Origin of the sequence: Streptomyces sp. NPDC006339 (assembly GCF_040612775.1) — a bacterium.
Classification (GTDB): domain Bacteria; phylum Actinomycetota; class Actinomycetes; order Streptomycetales; family Streptomycetaceae; genus Streptomyces.
Map to the genome: position 1 here is coordinate 1 of NZ_JBEXQW010000002.1, position 18,967 is coordinate 18,967.

Sequence of the window (18,967 nt, forward strand, 5' to 3'; positions counted from 1 at the left end):
TTCGTTCCGCTGGGGCGGAACGGGTGGGCACAACGGAACGGCGCCCTTTGCCGGGCCTAGGCTCCTGGTGCCTTGACCCGCACCACGAGTACGGCGCCGTCGTGGTGCGGGCAGGTGCAGGTGCGGAACGCGCCCGCATGGGCGCCGTCCCGTGTGCCCACCCGTCCCGCCCTGCGGGACGATTGCCCACACGGGCGGGCGGGGCGGGGTGCCGTCCCAGCGAGGCGCGGGCCCACACGGGGGCGGACCGCAGGCCGCATGCGCATTCGTTACATGCGGCTCAACGTCGCCGCCGCGAAGAGGACGTCGCGGATGGCCTCGCGGTCGCCGTCCTGGCCCGCCGCCGCTTCCTCCGGTGGGACGTGGCCCGCCACCAGTTGGCAGAACTCGACGCCGTCCATCGCCACCTGCGCCACCGCGTGCTCGCGGGAGCCGAGCGCGGCGGGGGAGTCCAGGGCGATGTACCAGTGGCCGCCGCCCGCGCCCTCGATCTCCAGGTGGAGGGAGCGGCCGGGCGCACCCGCGGTGACCAGCTCGCGGGGCGGCCCCGCGAGCCCCGCGCGGCGGCGGCCGGCGAGGGCCGCCGGCAGCAGCCGGGCCGCGAGGTCGATCATCCCGTGCAGATGCGCCCCGCTGGGCGGCTCGTACGGATACGCCACCGCGTTCGCGATGTCGTCCGCGTGCAGCCAGCACTCGAAGGCCCGCTCCAGGAGCGAGTCCCGCAAGGGCAGCGCGAAGTCCCCGTACGTCACCGTGAGGTCCGCCACCCCGCGCCCCGCGAAGGAGACCGTGCGGATCAGGGCGTGGCTCTGGTCCCGCCACGGCTCGCGCACCGCCCGGGTCGGCGGCCGGGACGCGCCGTTCCAGTAGATCTCGGTCCGCTCGGTCGGCGGCATCTCGCCCACGCCCGCGCCGAGCGGATCGTCCAGGCCGAGCGAGGCGGCCACCAGGCCGTCCACCGCGAGGAGATGGCCGATGACGCCCGCGACGGTCGTCTTCCGGTTCACCCGCCGCTCGCCCTCGAACCACTTCAGCCGCACCGGCGCGTGCCACTCCGACTCGCCGATGTCGCGCAGCAGCGCGTCCAGCCGGGCGGTCTCCGCGTCGTACGGCGTCGCCCACGTGGGTACGGGGATCCGGGCCGGCCGCCGGCCCAGACAGTTCTCCAGGACCCGGGAGCGCAGCAGCGGGTCCAGGTCCAGATCGCGCTCGGCGTGCAGCAGCCCGACCGCGTCGCGCAGCCGCAGCGCCTCGTCGGCGCAGGGGGCGCACTCGGTCAGGTGCGCCTCGACGGCCTGCGTCTCCTCCGCCGAACACGCCGAGAGCGCCCACGCCCCGAGCAGGGACTTGAGCACCCGGTGGGGCAGCGGTTCCGGTTCCGCTTTCGGGTCCGGCTCCCTTTCGGGTTCGGGCTGCACGGCGGGAAAGGGGGACGACGTCAGGTCCGCGTGGTCGTCCGCCGCCGGGCGCGGCCCCGGTATCCACGGGGCGCGTGCGACCTCCTCCGGATCGCCGTTCGCCCCCGTCACCGCGACCGTCCGTAGCCACCGGGCGGCGGGGAGCCCTCCAGCGGGCGGGTGTTGGCCGTGGACAGGAGCTGGAGGCCGAGCCGCAGCCGGCGCCGCGCCTCGTCCTCGGTCACCCCGAGGTCCGCCGCCGTCTGCCGGTAGTCCCGCCGCTGGAAGTACGCCAGCTCCAGGGCCTGCCGCAGCGGCGTCGGCATGGACGTCACGATGTAGTCGGCGCGGGCCGCGACCGAGGCCCGCCGCACCTTCTGCTCCAGCTCCTCCGCCGAGCCCTCGCCGCGCTCCGCGTACGCCTCGGCCTCCGCCTGCCGCAGCCGGTACACCGCCTGCCGCTGGGTCAACCGGGCCACCCAGGCCCGCATGTTGCCCTGCTTCGGGTCGTAGGCGTCGGGGTTCTCCCAGATGTAGCCGAAGACCTCGCGGGTGATCTGGTCGGCGGCGTCGTCGTCGTCGAGCACGCGGTGGGCGAGGCTGTGCACGAGGGAGGCGAACCGGTCGTAGAGCTCGCCGAGCGCGGCCGCCTCACCGCGCGCCAGCCGCTGCTGCATCTTGCGGTCCCAGCGCGGTGGTGTGTCCTTCGCCGCCATCCGAAGCCCTCCCGACCGACCCGAGTTCTCCTCCAAAGTAATGCGCCGGACCCCGGCGCACTTCTCTTTGCCACAAGTGCGCCCTTGACGGGACGGGCAATGGTAAGGAAAGCGACAAGCCCGACCGCGGGGGTTTCAAGGCGCGGTGGCGGGGCAGCGGGAGACAGGAAGGACCCCCTCCGCTTGATCCACTCGTTCCACTTGCCGCCCTCGTTCCACTCGTTCCACTCGTTCCACTCGATCACTCGATTCGCTTGATCCCCTTGATTCGCTTGTTCGCTTGATCTGTCTGATCCGTCTGAAAGGCGCCGCTCGTGACGATTCAGGTCGACGAGGCCGAGCAGGACCCATGGACCGTGCTGCGGATCAGCGGGGAGCTGGACCTGGTGAGCTCCCCGCTGATCCGCAAGCGCCTGCACGCGGCCGTCGCCGGCGGCCGCCACGACGTGGTCCTCGACCTGTCGGAGGTCCGCTTCTGCGACTCCAGCGGCGTCGGTGTCCTCATCGCGTCCCGCCGTCTGATGCGCTCCTGCGGCGGCCGGCTCCGGCTGATCCTGCCCGCCCGCGGCGCCGAGGACGGGGCCCACGTCAACCGGGTGCTCGCCGCGCTCGGCGTCCGCCGCCTCTTCGAGGTGTACGAGGACGTGCCCGCCGCCCTCGACGAGGCGACCGAGCCCCTCTCCGCCTGACGCCCCCGCGCGTCCCGCGCGTCCCGCGCACCCCCCGCGAGCTCCGGAATCAGGAATAGCGCTCGCGCAGCTTGTACTTGAGCACCTTCCTCAGCGTCTCGTTCCTCGGCAGCGCCTCCACCACTTCCACCTGCTCCGGCAGCTTGAACACCGAGAGTCCCGCCTCCCGCAGGAAGGCCGTCACCGTCTCCAGGGTGAGGGGCTCGGCGCCCTCCGGCTGTTCGATCACCGCGCAGACCCGCTCGCCGCGCTCGGCGTCCGGCAGGCCGACGACGGCCGCGTCGCCGACGTCCGGGTGGGTGTGCAGGAGGTCCTCGATCTCCTTGGCCGAGATGTTCTCTCCCTTTCGGATGATCACATCCTTGAGCCGTCCGGTCAGGACGAGATGGCCGCTGTCGGTGAGGTGCCCGAGGTCGCCGGTGCGCAGGAAGCCCTCCTCGTCGAAGGCGGCGGCGGTCTGCACCGGGTCCAGGTAGCCCCGGCAGACGGCCTCGCCGCGCAGCCGCACCTCGCCGTCGGCCGCGATGCGTATCTCCATGCCCGCGGGCGGGCGGCCCTCCGTCGTCGCCAGGTTCTCCGCGCTGTCGCCCGGGTCGCCCATGGTGATCATGGGGACCTCGGTCATGCCGTACCCGTGCGTGAGCTGACAGCCCAGCTCCCGCACGACCGCGTGGTAGATCTCCGGCGGTTTGGGCGCCCCGCCGCCCGCGAGGAGCCGCAGGGTCGGGATGATCGGCTCGCCCGGCCGCCGGCGCTGCTCGGCGAGGAACATCGCGTAGAAGGCGGTGGACCCGCCGGCGACGGTCACGCCGTGCCTGCGGTACTCGTCCAGGGCGTCCGGCAGCGCGAACTGCTCGAACATGACGGCGGGGAACCCGTACAGCAGCAGCATGACCGTGTAGTCGGGGCCCGCGATGTGCGCGTACGGGAAGGCCATGGAGCCGACGTCGCCGGCGGTCGGGCGGAGGGCGTGGGCGAGGCAGGAGCCGCCGGCGAGGAGCGAGCGGTCGGTGTGCAGCACGCCCTTGGGGTCGGAGGTGGTGCCCGAGGTCCAGTAGATCCAGCGCACGTCGGTGCCGGAGGCGGGCGGGGGTGGGAGCACCGCCGGGTCGCCGTCGGGCAGGCTCTCCGGCGCGTACGCCTCGAAGATCCCGCGCGCGCCGAGCCGGCGGGCCATCGCGGTGTGGTCGAAGCCGCGCCAGACGCCGGGGACGGCGAAGAACTCGGCGCCGGACTCGCGCAGCGCGAAGCCGACCTCCTTGTCCCGGTAGAAGGGGATGACGGGGGTCTGTACGGCGCCGAGGCGGGCGAGCGCGAAGGAGAGCACCGCGGTCTCGATCCGGGTGGGCAGTTGCCAGGCGACGACGGTGCCGGGGCGCACGCCCATGCCGTACAGGCCGGCGGCGCAGCGTTCGGCGCGGGCCCGCAGCTCGCCGAAGGTGAGGGTGCGGTCGCCCTGGAGGAGGACGGGCCGGTCGGGGGTGCGGTCGGCGCGGCGCGCGACGAGCTCCCAGAGGGTGCGGGACGCGCCCAGGGCGTACGCGGTCCCGGTCGGGTCCGCTGCGGCATCTTCGGTCACGACGACTCCCTAGCTGACTTACCGTCAGATCGTGCCGAGAGCGTAGAGGGGCGGTCCTTGTCGGTCCAGGGGTGCGGGGCTAGCCTGGCCTCCAGAGGATCTGACGATCCATCAGAAAACGGAGGGGTCATGACGGAACTGCCCCGCATCATCAGCGTCGACGACCACGTGATCGAGCCCGCGCACCTCTTCGAGACCTGGCTCCCGGCCAGGTACCGCGACCGGGGACCCCGGCCCCTCACCGCAGGCATCGGAGAGCTCGCCTACATCGGCGGCAAGTACCGGATCACGATGGATCCCGACGGACCGCCCACCGACTGGTGGATCTACGAGGACCTGCAGTTCCCGTACAAGCGCAACATCGCCGCCGTCGGCTTCGACCGCGACGACATGACCCTGGAGGGCATCACCCGCGAGGAGATGCGCCGCGGCTGCTGGGACCCCGTCGAGCGCCTCAAGGACATGGACCTCAACCACGTCGAGGCGTCCCTCTGCTTCCCCACCTTCCCCCGCTTCTGCGGCCAGACCTTCGCCGAGGCCAAGGACAAGGAGGTCGCCCTCGCCTGCGTCCGCGCCTACAACGACTGGATGGTCGAGGAATGGTGCGGAGACAGCGGCGGCCGGCTCATCCCGCTCTGCATCATCCCGCTCTGGGACATCGGCCTCGCCGTCGCCGAGATCCGCCGCAACGCCGCCCGCGGCGTCAAGGCCGTCACCTTCTCCGAGATCCCCACCCACCTCGGGCTCCCCTCCATCCACTCCGGCTACTGGGACCCCTTCTTCGCCGTCTGCCAGGAGACCGGGACGGTGGTCAACATGCACATCGGGTCGTCCTCCCAGATGCCCGCCGCCTCCCCGGACGCCCCGCCCGCCGTCCAGGCCGCGCTCAGCTTCAACAACGCGATGGCCTCGATGACGGACTTCCTCTTCAGCGGCGTGCTCGTGAGGTTCCCCCGCCTCAAGCTCGCCTACAGCGAGGGCCAGATGGGCTGGATCCCGTACGCCCTCGAACGCGCCGACGACGTCTGGGAGGAGCACCGCGCCTGGGGCGGCGTCCGCGATCTGATCCCCGAGCCCCCGTCCACGTACTACTACCGGCAGATCTTCTGCTGCTTCTTCCGCGACAAGCACGGCATCGCGTCCCTGGACGTCGTCGGCCGCGACAACGCCACCTTCGAGACCGACTACCCGCACGTCGACTCCACCTTCCCGCACACCAAGGACGTCGCCCTCGACCACGTCGCGGGCCTCGACGACGAGACCGTCTACAAGCTCATGCGCGGCAACGCCATCCGCATGCTCGACCTCGGCATCGTCTGAGGGCGGCCCGATGGACCTCGGCCACACCGAAGAGGAGGAGGAGTTCCGGACCCGGCTGCGGAAGTGGCTCGCCGCCGAACTGCCCGGACTGCCGCCCCGGCCCGACCCGCTCGACTGGCCCGCCCGGCGCGCCTACGACTGTGGCTGGCAGCGGCGGCTCTACGACGCGGGCTACGGGCACGTCCACTGGGACGCCTCCCCGACCCAGCGGCTGATCTTCCTGGAGGAGACCGAACGCGCCGGCGCGCCCTACGTCGGGGCCAACTTCGTCGGCCTCCTCCACGCCGGACCCACCATCGCCGCCGAGGGCACGCCGGAGCAGCGCGCCCGCTGGCTGGAGCCGGTGCTGCGCGGCGACGAGGTGTGGTGCCAGGGCTTCAGCGAACCCGAGGCCGGCTCCGACCTCGCCGCGCTGCGGACCCGGGCCGTCCGCGACGGCGACGCGTACGTCGTCACCGGCCGGAAGATCTGGACCTCGCACGCCGAGGTCGCCGACTGGTGCGAACTGCTCGTCCGCACCGACCCCGAGGCCCCCCGGCACCGCGGCATCACCTGGCTCGCCCTGCCCATGGACGCCCCCGGCGTCACCGTACGGCCGCTGCGCACCCTCGCCGGGTCCGCCGAGTTCGCCGAGGTGTTCCTCGACGAGGTCCGGGTGCCGGTGGAGAACCGCGTCGGGGCGGAGAACGACGGCTGGCGGGTCACCATGGTCACGCTGTCCTTCGAGCGCGGGACCGCCTTCGTCGGCGAGGTCGTCGCCTGCCGCCGCGTCCTCGGCGACCTCGCCCGCACCGCCCGCGCGAACGGCCGCTGGGACGACCCCGTCCTGCGCCGCCGCCTCGGCCGCCTCGGCGCCGAGTTCCAGGCGCTGTGGCGACTGATCCAGTGGAACGTCAGCGAGGCCCAGGCCGGCGGCGGGGTGCCCGGCGTCGGCGGCTCCGTCTTCAAGCTGCGCTACTCCCACGCCCGCCAGGAGCTCTACGACACGGCCGCCGCCGTCCTCGGCCCCGGCGCGCTCGACCTGGAGCACGCCTGGACCCTCGACCGGCTGTCCTCGCTGTCGTACACGATCGCCGCGGGCACCTCCCAGATCCAGCGGAACATCGTCGCCGAGCGCATCCTCGGCCTGCCGAAGGGCCGGTGAAGCGACCCGTGGACTTCCGACTCACCGAGGACCAGCGGGCCCTGAAGCGGGGCGTACGGGAGGTCCTGGAGCGCCGCTTCGACCGGGAGGCGCTCCGGGCGGCCGTCGACGGGGGCGGGGCGGCCGGCGGTCGGGGCCGGGTGCTCGACCGCGCGCTGTGGCGGGAGCTCGGCACGGCCGGCTTCTTCGCGCTGCGGCTGCCGGAGGAGCACGGCGGGGTCGGGCTCGGCCTGCCCGAGGCGGTGCTCGCCTTCGAGGAGGCCGGCCGGGCGCTGCTGCCGGGGCCGCTGATCGCCACGCACCTGGCGGCCGGGAGCGTGGCGGGCGCGGCGGAGGGCGAGGTCGTGGTGACACGGGCCGACGGCGACCTCGTCGAGTGGCTGGACGAGGCCGACGTGGTCCTCGGCCCGGCCGAGGGCGCCGTCCCGGTGCGCTCGGTCGACCCGCTCACCCCCCTGCACCGGCTGCCGGGCGGCGCCCCGCCGGGCGGCGACCTCGTCTCCCTCCTCACCGCCGCCGAGCAGCTCGGCAGCGCCGCCCGTACGACGGAGGCGGCCGTCGCCCACGCCCGCACCCGCACCCAGTTCGGGCAGCCCATCGGCGGCTTCCAGGCCGTCAAGCACCTGTGCGCGCAGATGCTCGTACGAACGGAAGTAGCCCGCGCCGCCGTCTACGCCGCCGCCGTCACCGCCGACCCCGTCGAGATCGCCGGGGCCCGGCTGCTCGCCGACGAGGCCGCCGTCGGCTGCGCCCGCGACTGCCTCCAGGTGCACGGCGGCATGGGCTTCACCTGGGAGGCCGATGTGCATCTGCACCTCAAACGGGCGTGGGTGCGGGCCGAGCGCGGGCTGTCCGGGGCGGCGGCCGAGGAGCTCCTCGCCGCCCGTCTCTGAGGGTCCGCCGGCAGCGGTCGGGTCACGCAGTGTCGATACCGGGTTGTGTCCTTCGGCGGGGTCGTCACGGGGCGGAGTCGGCCTCCGCCTCCGGTACGCTCCGTGGGATGCGAGTGCTTGTGGGACCGGATCACACCGGTGCCGCCCCTGCGGCGGCCCCGGGTTCGGGAATGCCCGCCGCTCGCGCCCCGTGGAGGCGCGGTGCGCGCCCCTGTTCGACTCGCCGGAACGTGCGTCGCACAGTATGGACCATGCGTACTCCTTCGCGCTGGAATATGCCCGAAGCGCTTGTTGCGGTGACTGTACGTCAACCATGCTGTCCCACAAGGGAATCACGTTCCGTTAGGTCGTCGAGGACGCCGGTTCGGATGGTGTGAACGGTGCAGGTGCTTCAGGTTCAGTTGGAGGTCGGGCCGGACCCGGCCGAGGTGGGGCGCGCTCGTCGCTGGGCGCGTTCGCGGCTGGCCGGCTCGGGGATAGGGGACGACGAGCCCCTGGCGGACACGCTGGTGCTGCTCATCTCCGAGCTCGTCACCAACGCGGTGGTGCACACGGGCTGTCCGGCCGTGCTGAGGATGCTCTTCGGCGGGGCCGGGGTGCGGGTGGAGGTCGCCGACACGAGCGACCGGCCGCCGCGGCCCCGGCACGCGAAGGGCGAGGACACCAACGGGCGCGGCCTGGAGCTGGTGGACGGCCTGGCCGACCGGTGGGGCTGGCAGCGCGAGGGCGCGGGCAAGAGCATCTGGTGCGAGGTGGACCGGGCCCCGGTCGCGGACCAGAGCGTGGCCCCGGTCGCGATCCCGGTCGCCGGACACGTGGTGGCGTCGGTCGGCGGCCCGGTGACGGGCACGGTGGCCGGTGCGGTCGTCGGCACCGGCCGGGGCGCCGACCGGGGTGCCGACCGAGGTGCGGACCGGGGTGCCCCGGTGTCACCCGCTCAGGCGCGCTGTTGACGATTCGGGACGAATTGACCACCCTTGGGTGAGCGATTCGCTCTGCGAGGGGAGTCGAGGGGCGTGCCCCTCGGCGCGCGCGAGTCGTGACGGGTGGCGGCTGTCGTGCCGTGCTCGGGGCGCGCGCGAGTGCGCCGCCACCCGCAGAGTTCTCTTACAGCACGGCCACCGGCGCCACCGGTGTGCCCGTGCCGCCCACGAAGGGCTCGGGCATCGCGGAGAGCAGGAACGCGTAGCGCCGTTCTTGTGCACAGGCTGTGGACAAGTTTTCCAGATTCCAGTTCTGCCCCTGGAGCATGCCCATCTCGACCAGATCCAGGGCGTGCACGGGCATCCACAGATTCTCGATCTCCGGCGGGAAGATCTCGAAGGTGAGCGTGTCGTTGGCGACCGCCGCCACGTCGCGGGCGTGGAACCACTCGGGCGTCCGCACGGACAGGCCGGGCGACGGAAAGGCGTAGCCGTGCCGGTCGCCGGCCAGATAGGCGCGGATCTGCCCGGTCCGTACGAGCACGATGTCACCGGACCGCACGGTGACGCCGCCGAAGTCCGCCGCCTCGTCGAGGTCTTCGGGGGTGACGGCGTGATCGCCGGGAAGCCGGTCGACGCCCTTGGCCGCCGCCACGTCGAGCAGCACGCCGCGCGAGACGATGTGGCGGGCGGTGTGGATGCCGCTGAACTCCGAGCGGCCGTGCGCGGTGACGGTGGCGGCGGGGCGGCCGTTGTAGATCCGGCCCGAGTGGGAGACATGGGTGAGGGCGTCCCAGTGGGTGCCCGCCTGGAGCCCGAGGGTCACGGCGTCGTCGCTGGTGGCGACCGTGCCGGGGCCGAAGAGCTCCTGGTTGATCTGGACCATGACGTGGAGCGGGTTGACCCGGCCGGGGATCACGCCGGTCTGCACGCCGTCCTGCTTCAGGTCGACGGCGAGCGGTATGCGCAGGCCGGTCCGGACGCCGGCGGCTGCCTCCCGCACCACCTCGTCGGTGATCAGGTTGAGCGTGCCGATCTCGTCGTCCCGGCCCCAACGACCCCAGTTGTTCACGCGCTTGGCGATCTCATGGAATTCCGGCGGGAGGGTGCTGGGGTCGGACATCGGGGGCCTCCGAGGTCTTGTTCTCCGGTATCTGACGGGCCGTAGAATCCTGTCGGCACAGAAATCTAACGGACCGTCAGAAAATGCGGAAAGGGGCCGGCGTGGGGAACTTCTTGGCAGGGAAGGTCATCGCCGTCACGGGCGCCGGCCGGGGGATCGGCCGCGCGGTCGCCCTCGCCTGCGCGACCGAGGGCGCGAAGGTCGTCGTCAACGACTACGGCGTCTCCGTCGAGGGCGCCGAACCGACCAGCGAGATCGCCGAGGCGGTGGTCAAGGAGATCGAGGCGGCGGGCGGGGCGGCGGTGGCCGTCGCCGACGACATCTCCACGATGGCGGGCGGACAGCGGGTCGTGGACACGGCGCTCGCGGAGTACGGGCGGATCGACGGGGTCGTGTGCGTGGCCGGCATCCTGCGCGAGCGGATGCTCTTCAACATGACCGAGGAGGAGTGGGACCCCGTCGTCGCCACCCACCTCAAAGGCACCTTCACCGTCTTCCGGGCCGCCTCCGCCGTCATGCGGAAACAGGGCTCCGGCACCCTCATCGGCTTCACCAGCGGCAACCACCAGGGCTCCGTCGCCCAGGCCAACTACGCGGCGGCCAAGGGCGGTGTCATCTCCCTGGTCCGCAGCGCCGCCCTCGGGCTCCACAAGTACGGCGTCACGGCGAACGCCGTCGCTCCCGTCGCGCGTACCCGCATGTCGGCCAACGTGCCCATGGAACTCAAGGAGATCGGCGAACCGGAGGACGTGGCCGCGCTCGTCGTCTACCTCCTCTCCGACCGGGCCCGCGCCGAGCGGATCACCGGGCAGGTCTACACGGTCGCGGGGCCCAAGATCGCGGTGTGGGCCCAGCCGAGGGAGCTGCGGGCGGCGTACGCGGAGGGGGGTGCGTGGACGCCGGAACGGATCGCCGACGCCCTGCCGGGCACGGTGGGCACGGACCCCATGCCGCTGCTCCCCCACCTGGCGGCGATCGCCCACGCAGCGACCGAGGGCTCCCGCCCCAACGCGTAACCCCCGCCGATGCGGGCACGTCGGGCACGGCGGCCCCGCCGGGGCCGCGCCCGGCCGGGGCGGTGCCCCTCCCTCCCCACCCGCCCGTGCGGCCTGCGGCCCGCCCGTGTGGGCCTCCGCCCCACCCCCGTGTGGGCAATCGTCCCGCAGGGCGGGACGGGTGGGCACACGGGACGGCGCCCATGCGGGCGCGTTCCGCACCTGCACCTACCCGCACCACGAGCACGGCGCACTCGTGGTGCGGGTCAAGGCACCGGGAGCCTAGGCCCGGCAAAGGGCGCCGTCCGTTGTGCCCACCCGTTCCGCCCCAGCGGAACGAATGCCCACAACGGGGGTGGGCGGGAGGGCACCGACCCGGCGGGGGTAAGGCGCCGGCGCGCGGCGTCGGGAGGTGGACGGGGGCCGCCCCAGCGGGGCTCGCGGGCAAAGGAAGCGCGCAGGCGCGTGCGTACGGATCCGTTCCATCGGTGGAGGTGCAGGCACATGAGAGGTGTCGTCTTCGACGGCGAGCAGGTCCGGGTCGTCCAGGACCTGGAGGTACGGCCGCCCGGCCCCGGGGAGGTGCTCGTCGCCGTCGTCGCCGCCGGGCTGTGCCACAGCGACCTGTCGGTCGTGAACGGCACCATCCCGTTCCCCACCCCCGTCGTGCTCGGCCACGAGGGCGCCGGAGTCGTCGAGGCCGTCGGCCCCGGCGTCACCCACGTCGTCCCCGGCGACCACGTCGCCCTGTCCACGCTCGCCAACTGCGGCGCCTGCCCCGACTGCGACCGGGGCCGCCCCACCATGTGCCGCAAGGCCATCGGCATGCCGGGCCGCCCGTTCTCGCGGGGCGGGCGCGGCGGCGAGCCGCTGTTCCAGTTCGCCGCCAACTCCTCCTTCGCCGAACGGACCGTCGTCAAGGCCGTCCAGGCTGTGAAGATCCCCGACACCGTCCCCCTGACCTCCGCCGCCCTCATCGGCTGCGGCGTCCTCACCGGCGTCGGAGCCGTACTCAACCGCGCCCGCGTCGACCGCGGCGAGAACGTCGTCGTCATCGGCACCGGCGGCATCGGGCTCAACGTCCTCCAGGGCGCCCGGATCGCCGGCGCCACCACGATCGTCGCCGTCGACACGAACCCGGCGAAGGAGCCGACCGCCCTCCGCTTCGGCGCCACCCACTTCCTGGCCTCGACCGACGGCGTCCGCGAGATCCTGCCCACCGGGGCCGACCACGTCTTCGAGTGCGTCGGCCACACCGGCCTCGTCCGCACCGCCATCGACCTGCTCGACCGGCACGGGCAGGCGGTCCTGCTCGGCATGACCGCGCCGAAGGCGGAGGCGACGTTCGCACCCGCCGCGATGTTCCTCGACAAGTCGATCCTCGGCTGCCGTTACGGCTCCTCCCGCCCCCAGAAGGACATCCCGCTCTACGCCGAGCTCTACCGCACCGGCCGGCTCCTCCTCGACGAACTCGTCACCGCCACCTACCCCGTGGAGGAGTTCGCGCGGGCGGCGGAGGACGCCGAGCGCGGCAAGGTGGCCCGGGCCGTCCTCACCTTCTGACGCCTCCGCATAATCGGCTGGGGCCCACCGGCCTCCGCGGCTACGGTCCGAGACATGTCGTCCCCCGGCTCCCCGTCGCCATGGCACCGCTGGCGCTGGTGTTCCTCGTACGGGAGCGGCCGGGCGGCTACACCCTCGGCGCGGTGCTCGCCGCCGTGTACGTGATCGGCGAGATCGTCGCGGCGCCCGTCCTCGGCGTCCGCATGGACGCCGAACGGGCCCGCCCGCACATGGCGGCCGGCCTCGCCGTCGGCGCGGCCGGTTTCGCCGGGCTCGGCGCCGTCGGAGCCAACGGCGGCGGAGGCCACCCCGTGCTCCTCGGGGCGCTCGCCTTCCTCGCCGGCGCGGGACCCGCCGCGGCGCCCGGCGGTCTGCGGGCGCTCCTCACCGGCATGGTCCCGGAACGGGCCGTCACCCAGGCGATGAGCGTGGAGTCGGTGCTGACCTTCGGGATCTGGGCCGCCGCCCCGGCCCTCGCGACCGGACTCGCCCTCGGCGTGGCCCCGGCCGTGCCGCTGCTGCTCCAGGCCGGGCTGATGACCCTGTCGGTGGCCGGGCTGTGGCTCCTTCCGGCCGGCTGGCCGGCCGGGGAGAAGCAGCGGGGCGCGGCCATGGGCCGGGTCCTCGCCCGCGCCTGGCCCGTGTACGTCACCGGCGCCGCCGGTCTCACCCTGCTCGCCCTCGCCGAGTTGATCCTGCCCGCCCTCCTGGAACAGCGGGCCATCGCCCTCGGCTGGGCCGGCCCGCTGCTCGCCGGGTTCTCCGTCGGCTCGGCCGTGGGCGCCTTCCTGTACGGGCTGCGCGGCTCCTGGCCCGGCCGGCTGCCGGTGCAGTCCGCCGTCCTGGTCACCGGCGTCGCCGCGGGCGTCGCCCTCGTCGCCGTACTGCCCTGGACGGCCGCGATCGCCGTGACCCTGGTCGCCGCGGGCCTCCTCCAGGCCCCCGCCATGCTGACCCGCAACCTCGCCCTGCGCCGGATCCTGCCGTCCGGTGCCCTCGCCGCGGGCTACTCGGTGATGTACGCGGCCGTGGGCGCCGGTTACGCCGCGAGCGGCACCCTCGCGGGCGCCCTGCTCGAGGTCGTCGCCCCGTCCACGGCGATCCTGTGCGGGGTCGCCCTGACGCTGGCGCTCACCGCCCTCGGCCTGTGGGGCGAGCGCCGGATCCCCGTCCCGGAGGCTCAGGCCGGGGAGCCGGCACCGGCGGCGCGGAAGGTGCGGCGGTAGGCGGTCGGGGTCACCCCGATCGCGCTCTGCAGGTGCACCCGCAGGGACTGGGCGGTGCCGAAGCCGGAGTCGTGGGCGACCTGGTCGACGGGCAGGTCGGTGGTCTCCAGGAGGTGGCGGGCCCGTTCCACGCGCTGCTGGGTGAGCCACTGGCCGGGGCTGACGCCGACCTCGTCGCGGAACCGGCGGGTGAAGGTCCGTACGCTCATCGACTCCCGCACCGCCAGGTCCCGCAACTGGATCGGCTCGTGGAGGTGGGCGAGCGCCCAGGCGCGGGCCGCCGTCGTGGTGGTGGCCGCCGGGTCCGGCACCGGGCGGGCGATGTACTGCGCCTGGCCGCCGTCCCGGTGCGGGGGCACGACGGTCCGCCGGGCCACCTCGTTGGCGACGGCCGTGCCGTGGTCGCGGCGGACGATGTGCAGGCACAGGTCGATCCCCGCCGCCACACCGGCCGACGTCAGCACGTCCCCGTCGTCCACGAAGAGCACGTCCGCGTCCACCCGCACCCGGGGGAAGAGCCGCTGGAAGTGGTCGGCGGAGGCCCAGTGGGTGGTGGCCGGGCGGCCGTCGAGGTAGCCGGCCGCGGCCAGGACGTAACCGCCGGTGCAGATGGAGACCAGGCGGGTCCCGGGCCGTATGCGGGCGAGCGCCGAGGCCAGCGGCTCGGTGAGCCTGCCCTCCTCGTAGACCGGGCCGAGCTCGTAGGAGGCGGGCACGACGACGGTGTCGGCGGTCGCGAGGGCGTCGGGGCCGTGCTCGACGTGGATCGCGAAGTCGGCGTCGGTCGGGACCGGTCCCGCGACCGGCGCGCACGTCACGATCTCGTACAGCGGCCGGCCCTCCGGGTCCTTGGCGCGGCCGAAGATCCGGTGCGGGATGCCCAGTTCGAAGGGGAGCAGGCCGGGCAGGGCCAGGACGGCGACGCGATGGGGCCGGTGCGGTGACGGCACGGCGTACTCCTCTCGGATAACCAGTGGTGGTCCAGACCACAGGCTGGTACCTGTGCTCTTCGTGACGGACAACACGTACAAGTCTGAGGCCGCCGACCGGATTCCCGCGCCGGCCGGACCGGACCCGCTTCCCGTACCGGCCGGACCGGACCGGATTTCCGCACCGGCCGGACCCGGACCGATTCCCGCGCCGGCCGACTCGGTTCTCCCGCCGCCCGCCCTCTGGAACCGTAACTTCCGGCTCTTCTTCGTCGCCCGCGCGGTCGCCGTCCTCGGCGAGGGCATGGTCCCGGTCGCGTTCGCCGCCGGACTGCTCGGCGCCGGGCACCCCGGCTCCACCGTCGGCTACGCGCTCGGCCTGTGGACGGCCGCCTTCGCCGTGTTCGTGCTCTTCGGCGGCGTCCTCGCCGACCGCTTCACGGCCCGGCGCATGATGATCCTCGCCGATCTGCTCCGGCTGCCCGGCGCGCTGCTCCTCGGCGTCACCTTCGCGCTCGGCAGCCCGCCGCTGTGGGCCGTGTACGCGCTGTCCGCCGTCAGCGGCATCGGCGCCGCCCTCTTCCAGCCCGGCGTCGCGTCCACGATCCCGCGCATCGCGCCCGACGTGCAGCGGGCGAACGCGGTCCTGAGGGTCGTCGAGGCCCTCATGACCATGGCCGGCCCGGCCCTCGCCGGTCTGCTCGTCGCGCTGTGGGACGCGGGCGTCGCCTTCACCGTGAACGCGGCCACGTTCGCCGTCAGCGCCGTCTGCTTCACGCTGATGCGGCTCGCCCCGCTCCCCTCGGACGGGGTCAGGCGCGGCTCGCTCGGCACCGAAATGGCCGTCGGCTGGCGGGAGTTCCGGGCGAGGAGCTGGCTGTGGGGCGTCATCGCCATCTGGACGGTGTACGGGCTCACCGTCGCCGGACCGATGGTGCCGCTGACCGCGAACCTGGTCACCGGGCAGCACGGCTCGGCCACGTACGGCGTGCTGATGGCCGCGGGCGGCGCCGGCAGCGCCGTCGGCGGCCTCCTCGCCCTGCGCCTGCGCCCGGTCCGTCCGCTGGCCGCCGGGGCGGTCGCCCTGCTCGGCCTGCCGGTCAACCTGCTGCTGCTCGGCACCGGTGCGCCGGTGCCGCTGCTGCACGCGGGCCAGTTCGTCGGCGGCGCGGCCTTCGCCTTCTGGCTGGTGATGTGGTCGACGGCGGTACAGACCCATGTGCCGCAGGACGCCCTGAACCGCATGCACGCCTACGACGTGGCCGGATCGCTGCTGATGATGGGCGTGGGGCGCAGCCTCTCGGGCCCGGTGGCGGCCGCCCTCGGCACGGAGGAGGTCCTGCTCGCGGGGGCGGGGATCGCGGTCCTGGTGGTGGCGGCGCTGCTGGTGGTGCGGCCGATCAGGACGCTGCCGCGGGTGTGAGGAAGCCCGGCCGTGGCGGAGGGCCGGGCGGGGCCTCACCGGGGTTGGCCCGATCCTTTGGAAAGCTGGCATCCGGGCCAATGGTCCCCTCGTGCTCCCGGCTCGATTCTGGGTGACGTGACCCAGACAACCGACACCCCCACCCCCGCCCCCTCCTCGTACCGCCCCCGCACGCCCCGGATCCACCGCGCCTGGTTCGTCGCGGCCGTCACCTTCGTCACGATCATCGGCGCGGCCGCCTTCGCCTCGCTGCCGGGCCTGCTGATCGAGCCGCTGCACTCCGAGTTCCACTGGACGCGCGGCACGATCGGGTTCGCGGTGTCGGTGAACCTCGCGCTGTACGGCCTGACGGCGCCGTTCGCCGCCGCGCTGATGGACCGTTTCGGCATCCGCCGGGTCGTCGCGGTGGCGCTGTCGGTCATCGCGCTCGGTTCGCTGCTCACCGTGTGGATGACCGCCGCCTGGCAGCTCGTCCTCTACTGGGGCGTGCTGGTCGGCCTCGGCAGCGGTTCCATGGCCCTGGCGTTCGCCGCGACCGTCACCAACCGGTGGTTCGTGGCCCGGCGCGGTCTGGTCACCGGCATCCTGACGGCGGCCGGCGCGTCCGGGCAGTTGGTCTTCCTGCCGCTGCTCTCCTGGCTGGTCGAGCACCACGGCTGGCGCCCGGCCGCCGTGACGACCGCGCTGGCCGCGCTCGCCGTCGTGCCGTTCGTGTGGCTGCTGCTGCGGGACCACCCGGCGGACGTGCGGCTCGCCCCGTACGGCGGGGAGTTCGCGGAGAAGCCCGCGCCGGTGCCGGGCGCCGCGCGGCGAGCCGTCACGGTCCTCCTCAAGGCGGCCCGCACGGGCCCCTTCTGGCTCCTCGCCGGCACCTTCGCGATCTGCGGCGCCTCGACGAACGGCCTGGTCAAGACCCACTTCGTGCCGGCGGCCCACGACCACGGCATGCCGGTCACGGCGGCGGCCGGGCTCCTCGCCGTGATCGGCGTCTTCGACGTCGTCGGCACGATCGCCTCCGGCTGGTTCACCGACCGCTTCGAGGCCCGCCGCCTGCTCGCCGTCTACTACGCGCTGCGCGGGATCTCGCTGCTGTTCCTGCCGATGCTGCTGGCCCCGACGGTGCACCCGCCGATGCTCTTCTTCATCGTCTTCTACGGTCTCGACTGGGTCGCCACGGTGCCGCCCACGATCGCCCTGTGCCGCGAGCACTACGGCGAGGACAGCGCCATCGTCTTCGGCTGGGTCCTCGCCTCCCACCAGGTCGGCGCCGCCGCCGTCGCCTTCCTGGGCGGCGTCGCCCGCGATGTCTTCGGCTCCTACGACGTCGTCTGGTACGCCTCGGGCGCCCTCTGCGCGGCGGCGGCCCTGATGGCCCTGATCATCCGCCGCCCGACCACCCCCCGGGCCCTTCCGGCGCTGTAGCGGGCCCCATGAGGGGACCCCGGGTGCACGGCCCCGGCCCGCAGGGAGGAGGATGCGGGCCAGGAGGGGATTTGAATGCGTTCAGAACAACTGCCGGGGGCGGCGGCCGGGGGGACCGGGCCGGTCGGGCCGGCGACGGCGAACGGCCCGGACCCGGACGGGCGCACGTCCGCCCGGATGCTGCGGATCTCGATGCTGGTGCTGTTCCTGGAGGCGGCCCTGCTCGGGGTCGGCGCCGTGGTGATCGGCCAGACCCGGCCCGCGCCCGTCGCGGGACACAACGCGCTCGGCCTGCTCGCCCTGCCGTTCCTGGTGGCCGGCGGCGCGGTCGTCGGGCTCGCCCTGTCCTCGGGCCTCGTCCTGCCGGTGGTCCGGTCGGGCGAGCTCCTGGCCCGCCGGGCCGGTGGCCGGCCCCTCTGGTGGCAGTCGGCGCTCGCCGTGGCCGCCACCGCCCCCGTCGCCCCGTTCCTGGGGCCGTGGTGGTGGTGCGGCGGCTGGGCGGCGCTCCTGCTGGCCGTGGTCGTCACCGCGCGGGCGCGGCGGGGCGGCTTCGTCACCCTGCTGGCCTGGGGCACCCTCGCCGTCGTGAGCGCCGGCACGCTGGGCGGCGCCGCCCTCTACAGCGGCGTCCTCGTCCCGTACACCCCGCCGCGGATGTCGGCCGAGGCGCTGGTCGGCTCCTGGACGGACGGGGACGGCGGCACCCTGACCTTCACCGCGGACGGCCGCGTCACGGCCAGGGGCGTGCGCTACGAAGAGGTCGGTTCCCCCGACTCCTTCGAGACGGTCTCCAGGGAGTGCACCGGCACGGGCCGCTGGGTCTACCAGCCCTCCGACACCCCCTGGCGCCAGAGCGTCGAGGTCACCATCGACGCGTGTTCATGGGTCCCGTGGGAGGTGACCGGCACGGACACCGATCCCGTCCTCTACCAGTACCTGGGCGACCCGGACGCCTGGGACCTGTACGAGCTCCGCAGGGCGCCCCGCTAGCCCGCGAAGCGCCCGAACCGCCCCCGGTGGAACAGCAGCGGCTCGCCGGTCTCCGTCGCGTCCAGGGACTCCACGCGGCCCACCACGATCAGGTGGTCGCCGCCCGTGTGGACGGTGGTGATCGTGCAGTCGATCCAGGCGGGGGCGTCGGGGAGGCGGGGGGAGCCGGTGGTGGGGGTGGGGGTCCAGGGGGCGCCCGCGAACTTGTCCGCGCCGCTCACCGCGAAGGCCCGGCACAGGGGGCCCTGGTCGGCGCCCAGGATGTTGACGCAGAAGCGGCCCGCGCGGGCGATCCGGGGCCAGGTCGTCGACGTACGGGCCACCATGAAGGCGACCAGGGGCGGGTCCAGTGAGAGCGAGGCGAAGGACTGGCAGGCGAAGCCCGTCGGGCCGGCCTCGTCGAGGGCGGTGACGATCGTGACCCCGCTGGCGAAGTTCCCGAGCACCCGCCGGAACTCGGCGGGATCGACCGGCGGCCGTTCCCCCTCCCGTACCGCCCGCAGCGCGGGCCGGGGCAGGGGCCGGGGCAGGGCTTCCGCGGCCGTGCCCGCACCGGCCGACCTGAGGTATCGGACGGCGGTGGCCGCCATCCCCGCGTGTCCCATCACATCCCCATTGAAGCTGACGGTGCGTCA

Annotated in this window: 17 protein-coding genes; 11 read left to right on the forward strand and 6 right to left on the reverse strand. The window is 73.9% G+C overall.

Annotated features, from left to right (window positions below; translation table 11 throughout):
* Window positions 1-269: 269 nt before the first annotated feature.
* Window positions 270-1,529: a zf-HC2 domain-containing protein gene (locus ABZ135_RS01465; RefSeq protein ID WP_356690637.1), complete on the reverse strand. Its 1,260-nt coding sequence runs from the start codon at window positions 1,527-1,529 to the stop codon at window positions 270-272.
* Window positions 1,526-2,113, reverse strand: coding sequence for a sigma-70 family RNA polymerase sigma factor (locus ABZ135_RS01470; protein ID WP_356690639.1), 588 nt, complete (start codon window positions 2,111-2,113; stop codon window positions 1,526-1,528). Before ABZ135_RS01470 ends, ABZ135_RS01465 begins: the two co-directional genes overlap by 4 nt.
* Before the next feature lie 314 nt (window positions 2,114-2,427).
* Between ABZ135_RS01470 and ABZ135_RS01475 the strand changes: the two genes are divergently transcribed.
* Complete coding sequence (locus ABZ135_RS01475; protein WP_356690641.1) at window positions 2,428-2,802, forward strand: STAS domain-containing protein; 375 nt, start codon at window positions 2,428-2,430, stop codon at window positions 2,800-2,802.
* Window positions 2,803-2,851: 49 nt separating this feature from the next.
* Here ABZ135_RS01475 and ABZ135_RS01480 read toward each other — a convergent pair whose 3' ends face one another.
* Entirely contained in the window at window positions 2,852-4,381 is a 1,530-nt protein-coding gene (locus ABZ135_RS01480; protein WP_356690643.1) for an AMP-binding protein, read from the reverse strand.
* A 129-nt stretch (window positions 4,382-4,510) separates the two neighbouring features.
* On the opposite strand from ABZ135_RS01480, the gene ABZ135_RS01485 reads away from it, so the two are divergent.
* The 4 genes from ABZ135_RS01485 (at window position 4,511) to ABZ135_RS01500 (ending at window position 8,691) form a co-directional block, all read left to right on the forward strand.
* On the forward strand, window positions 4,511-5,701 hold the full coding sequence (locus ABZ135_RS01485) for an amidohydrolase family protein (protein WP_356690645.1): 1,191 nt from the start codon (window positions 4,511-4,513) through the stop codon (window positions 5,699-5,701).
* Window positions 5,702-5,711: 10 nt separating this feature from the next.
* Window positions 5,712-6,845 (forward strand): acyl-CoA dehydrogenase family protein, encoded by a 1,134-nt coding sequence (locus tag ABZ135_RS01490; protein WP_356690647.1) that lies wholly within the window; start codon window positions 5,712-5,714, stop codon window positions 6,843-6,845.
* A gap of 8 nt (window positions 6,846-6,853) precedes the next feature.
* Complete coding sequence (locus ABZ135_RS01495; RefSeq protein ID WP_356690649.1) at window positions 6,854-7,738, forward strand: acyl-CoA dehydrogenase family protein; 885 nt, start codon at window positions 6,854-6,856, stop codon at window positions 7,736-7,738.
* 380 nt (window positions 7,739-8,118) lie between these two features.
* Complete coding sequence (locus ABZ135_RS01500) at window positions 8,119-8,691, forward strand: ATP-binding protein (protein WP_356690651.1); 573 nt, start codon at window positions 8,119-8,121, stop codon at window positions 8,689-8,691.
* 154 nt (window positions 8,692-8,845) lie between these two features.
* On the opposite strand, the gene ABZ135_RS01505 is transcribed toward ABZ135_RS01500, so the two are convergent.
* Window positions 8,846-9,784, reverse strand: coding sequence for a cyclase family protein (locus ABZ135_RS01505; RefSeq protein WP_356690653.1), 939 nt, complete (start codon window positions 9,782-9,784; stop codon window positions 8,846-8,848).
* A gap of 101 nt (window positions 9,785-9,885) precedes the next feature.
* Between ABZ135_RS01505 and ABZ135_RS01510 the strand changes: the two genes are divergently transcribed.
* From ABZ135_RS01510 to ABZ135_RS01520, 3 genes are all read left to right on the forward strand, one after another.
* Entirely contained in the window at window positions 9,886-10,800 is a 915-nt protein-coding gene (locus tag ABZ135_RS01510; protein WP_356690655.1) for an SDR family oxidoreductase, read from the forward strand.
* 483 nt (window positions 10,801-11,283) lie between these two features.
* Window positions 11,284-12,342, forward strand: a complete 1,059-nt coding sequence (locus tag ABZ135_RS01515; protein ID WP_356690657.1) for a Zn-dependent alcohol dehydrogenase — start codon at window positions 11,284-11,286, stop codon at window positions 12,340-12,342.
* A gap of 80 nt (window positions 12,343-12,422) precedes the next feature.
* Window positions 12,423-13,568 (forward strand): MFS transporter, encoded by a 1,146-nt coding sequence (locus ABZ135_RS01520; protein WP_356690659.1) that lies wholly within the window; start codon window positions 12,423-12,425, stop codon window positions 13,566-13,568.
* Here ABZ135_RS01520 and ABZ135_RS01525 read toward each other — a convergent pair.
* Window positions 13,523-14,518 (reverse strand): helix-turn-helix domain-containing protein, encoded by a 996-nt coding sequence (locus tag ABZ135_RS01525; protein ID WP_356690661.1) that lies wholly within the window; start codon window positions 14,516-14,518, stop codon window positions 13,523-13,525. The two genes, ABZ135_RS01520 and ABZ135_RS01525, sit on opposite strands and share 46 nt — an antisense overlap.
* Before the next feature lie 181 nt (window positions 14,519-14,699).
* On the opposite strand from ABZ135_RS01525, the gene ABZ135_RS01530 reads away from it, so the two are divergent.
* The 3 genes from ABZ135_RS01530 (at window position 14,700) to ABZ135_RS01540 (ending at window position 18,332) form a co-directional block, all read left to right on the forward strand.
* Window positions 14,700-15,920: an MFS transporter gene (locus ABZ135_RS01530; protein ID WP_356691078.1), complete on the forward strand. Its 1,221-nt coding sequence runs from the start codon at window positions 14,700-14,702 to the stop codon at window positions 15,918-15,920.
* 117 nt (window positions 15,921-16,037) lie between these two features.
* On the forward strand, window positions 16,038-17,342 hold the full coding sequence (locus tag ABZ135_RS01535; protein WP_356690663.1) for an MFS transporter: 1,305 nt from the start codon (window positions 16,038-16,040) through the stop codon (window positions 17,340-17,342).
* Window positions 17,343-17,417: 75 nt separating this feature from the next.
* The gene (locus ABZ135_RS01540; protein ID WP_356690665.1) at window positions 17,418-18,332 is read left to right on the forward strand and encodes a hypothetical protein; all 915 of its coding nucleotides are present in this window, start codon (window positions 17,418-17,420) and stop codon (window positions 18,330-18,332) included.
* Here the strand turns inward: ABZ135_RS01540 and ABZ135_RS01545 are convergent.
* The gene (locus ABZ135_RS01545) at window positions 18,329-18,922 is read right to left on the reverse strand and encodes a flavin reductase family protein (RefSeq protein ID WP_356691080.1); all 594 of its coding nucleotides are present in this window, start codon (window positions 18,920-18,922) and stop codon (window positions 18,329-18,331) included. The genes ABZ135_RS01540 and ABZ135_RS01545 overlap by 4 nt on opposite strands.
* Window positions 18,923-18,967: the final 45 nt, after the last annotated feature.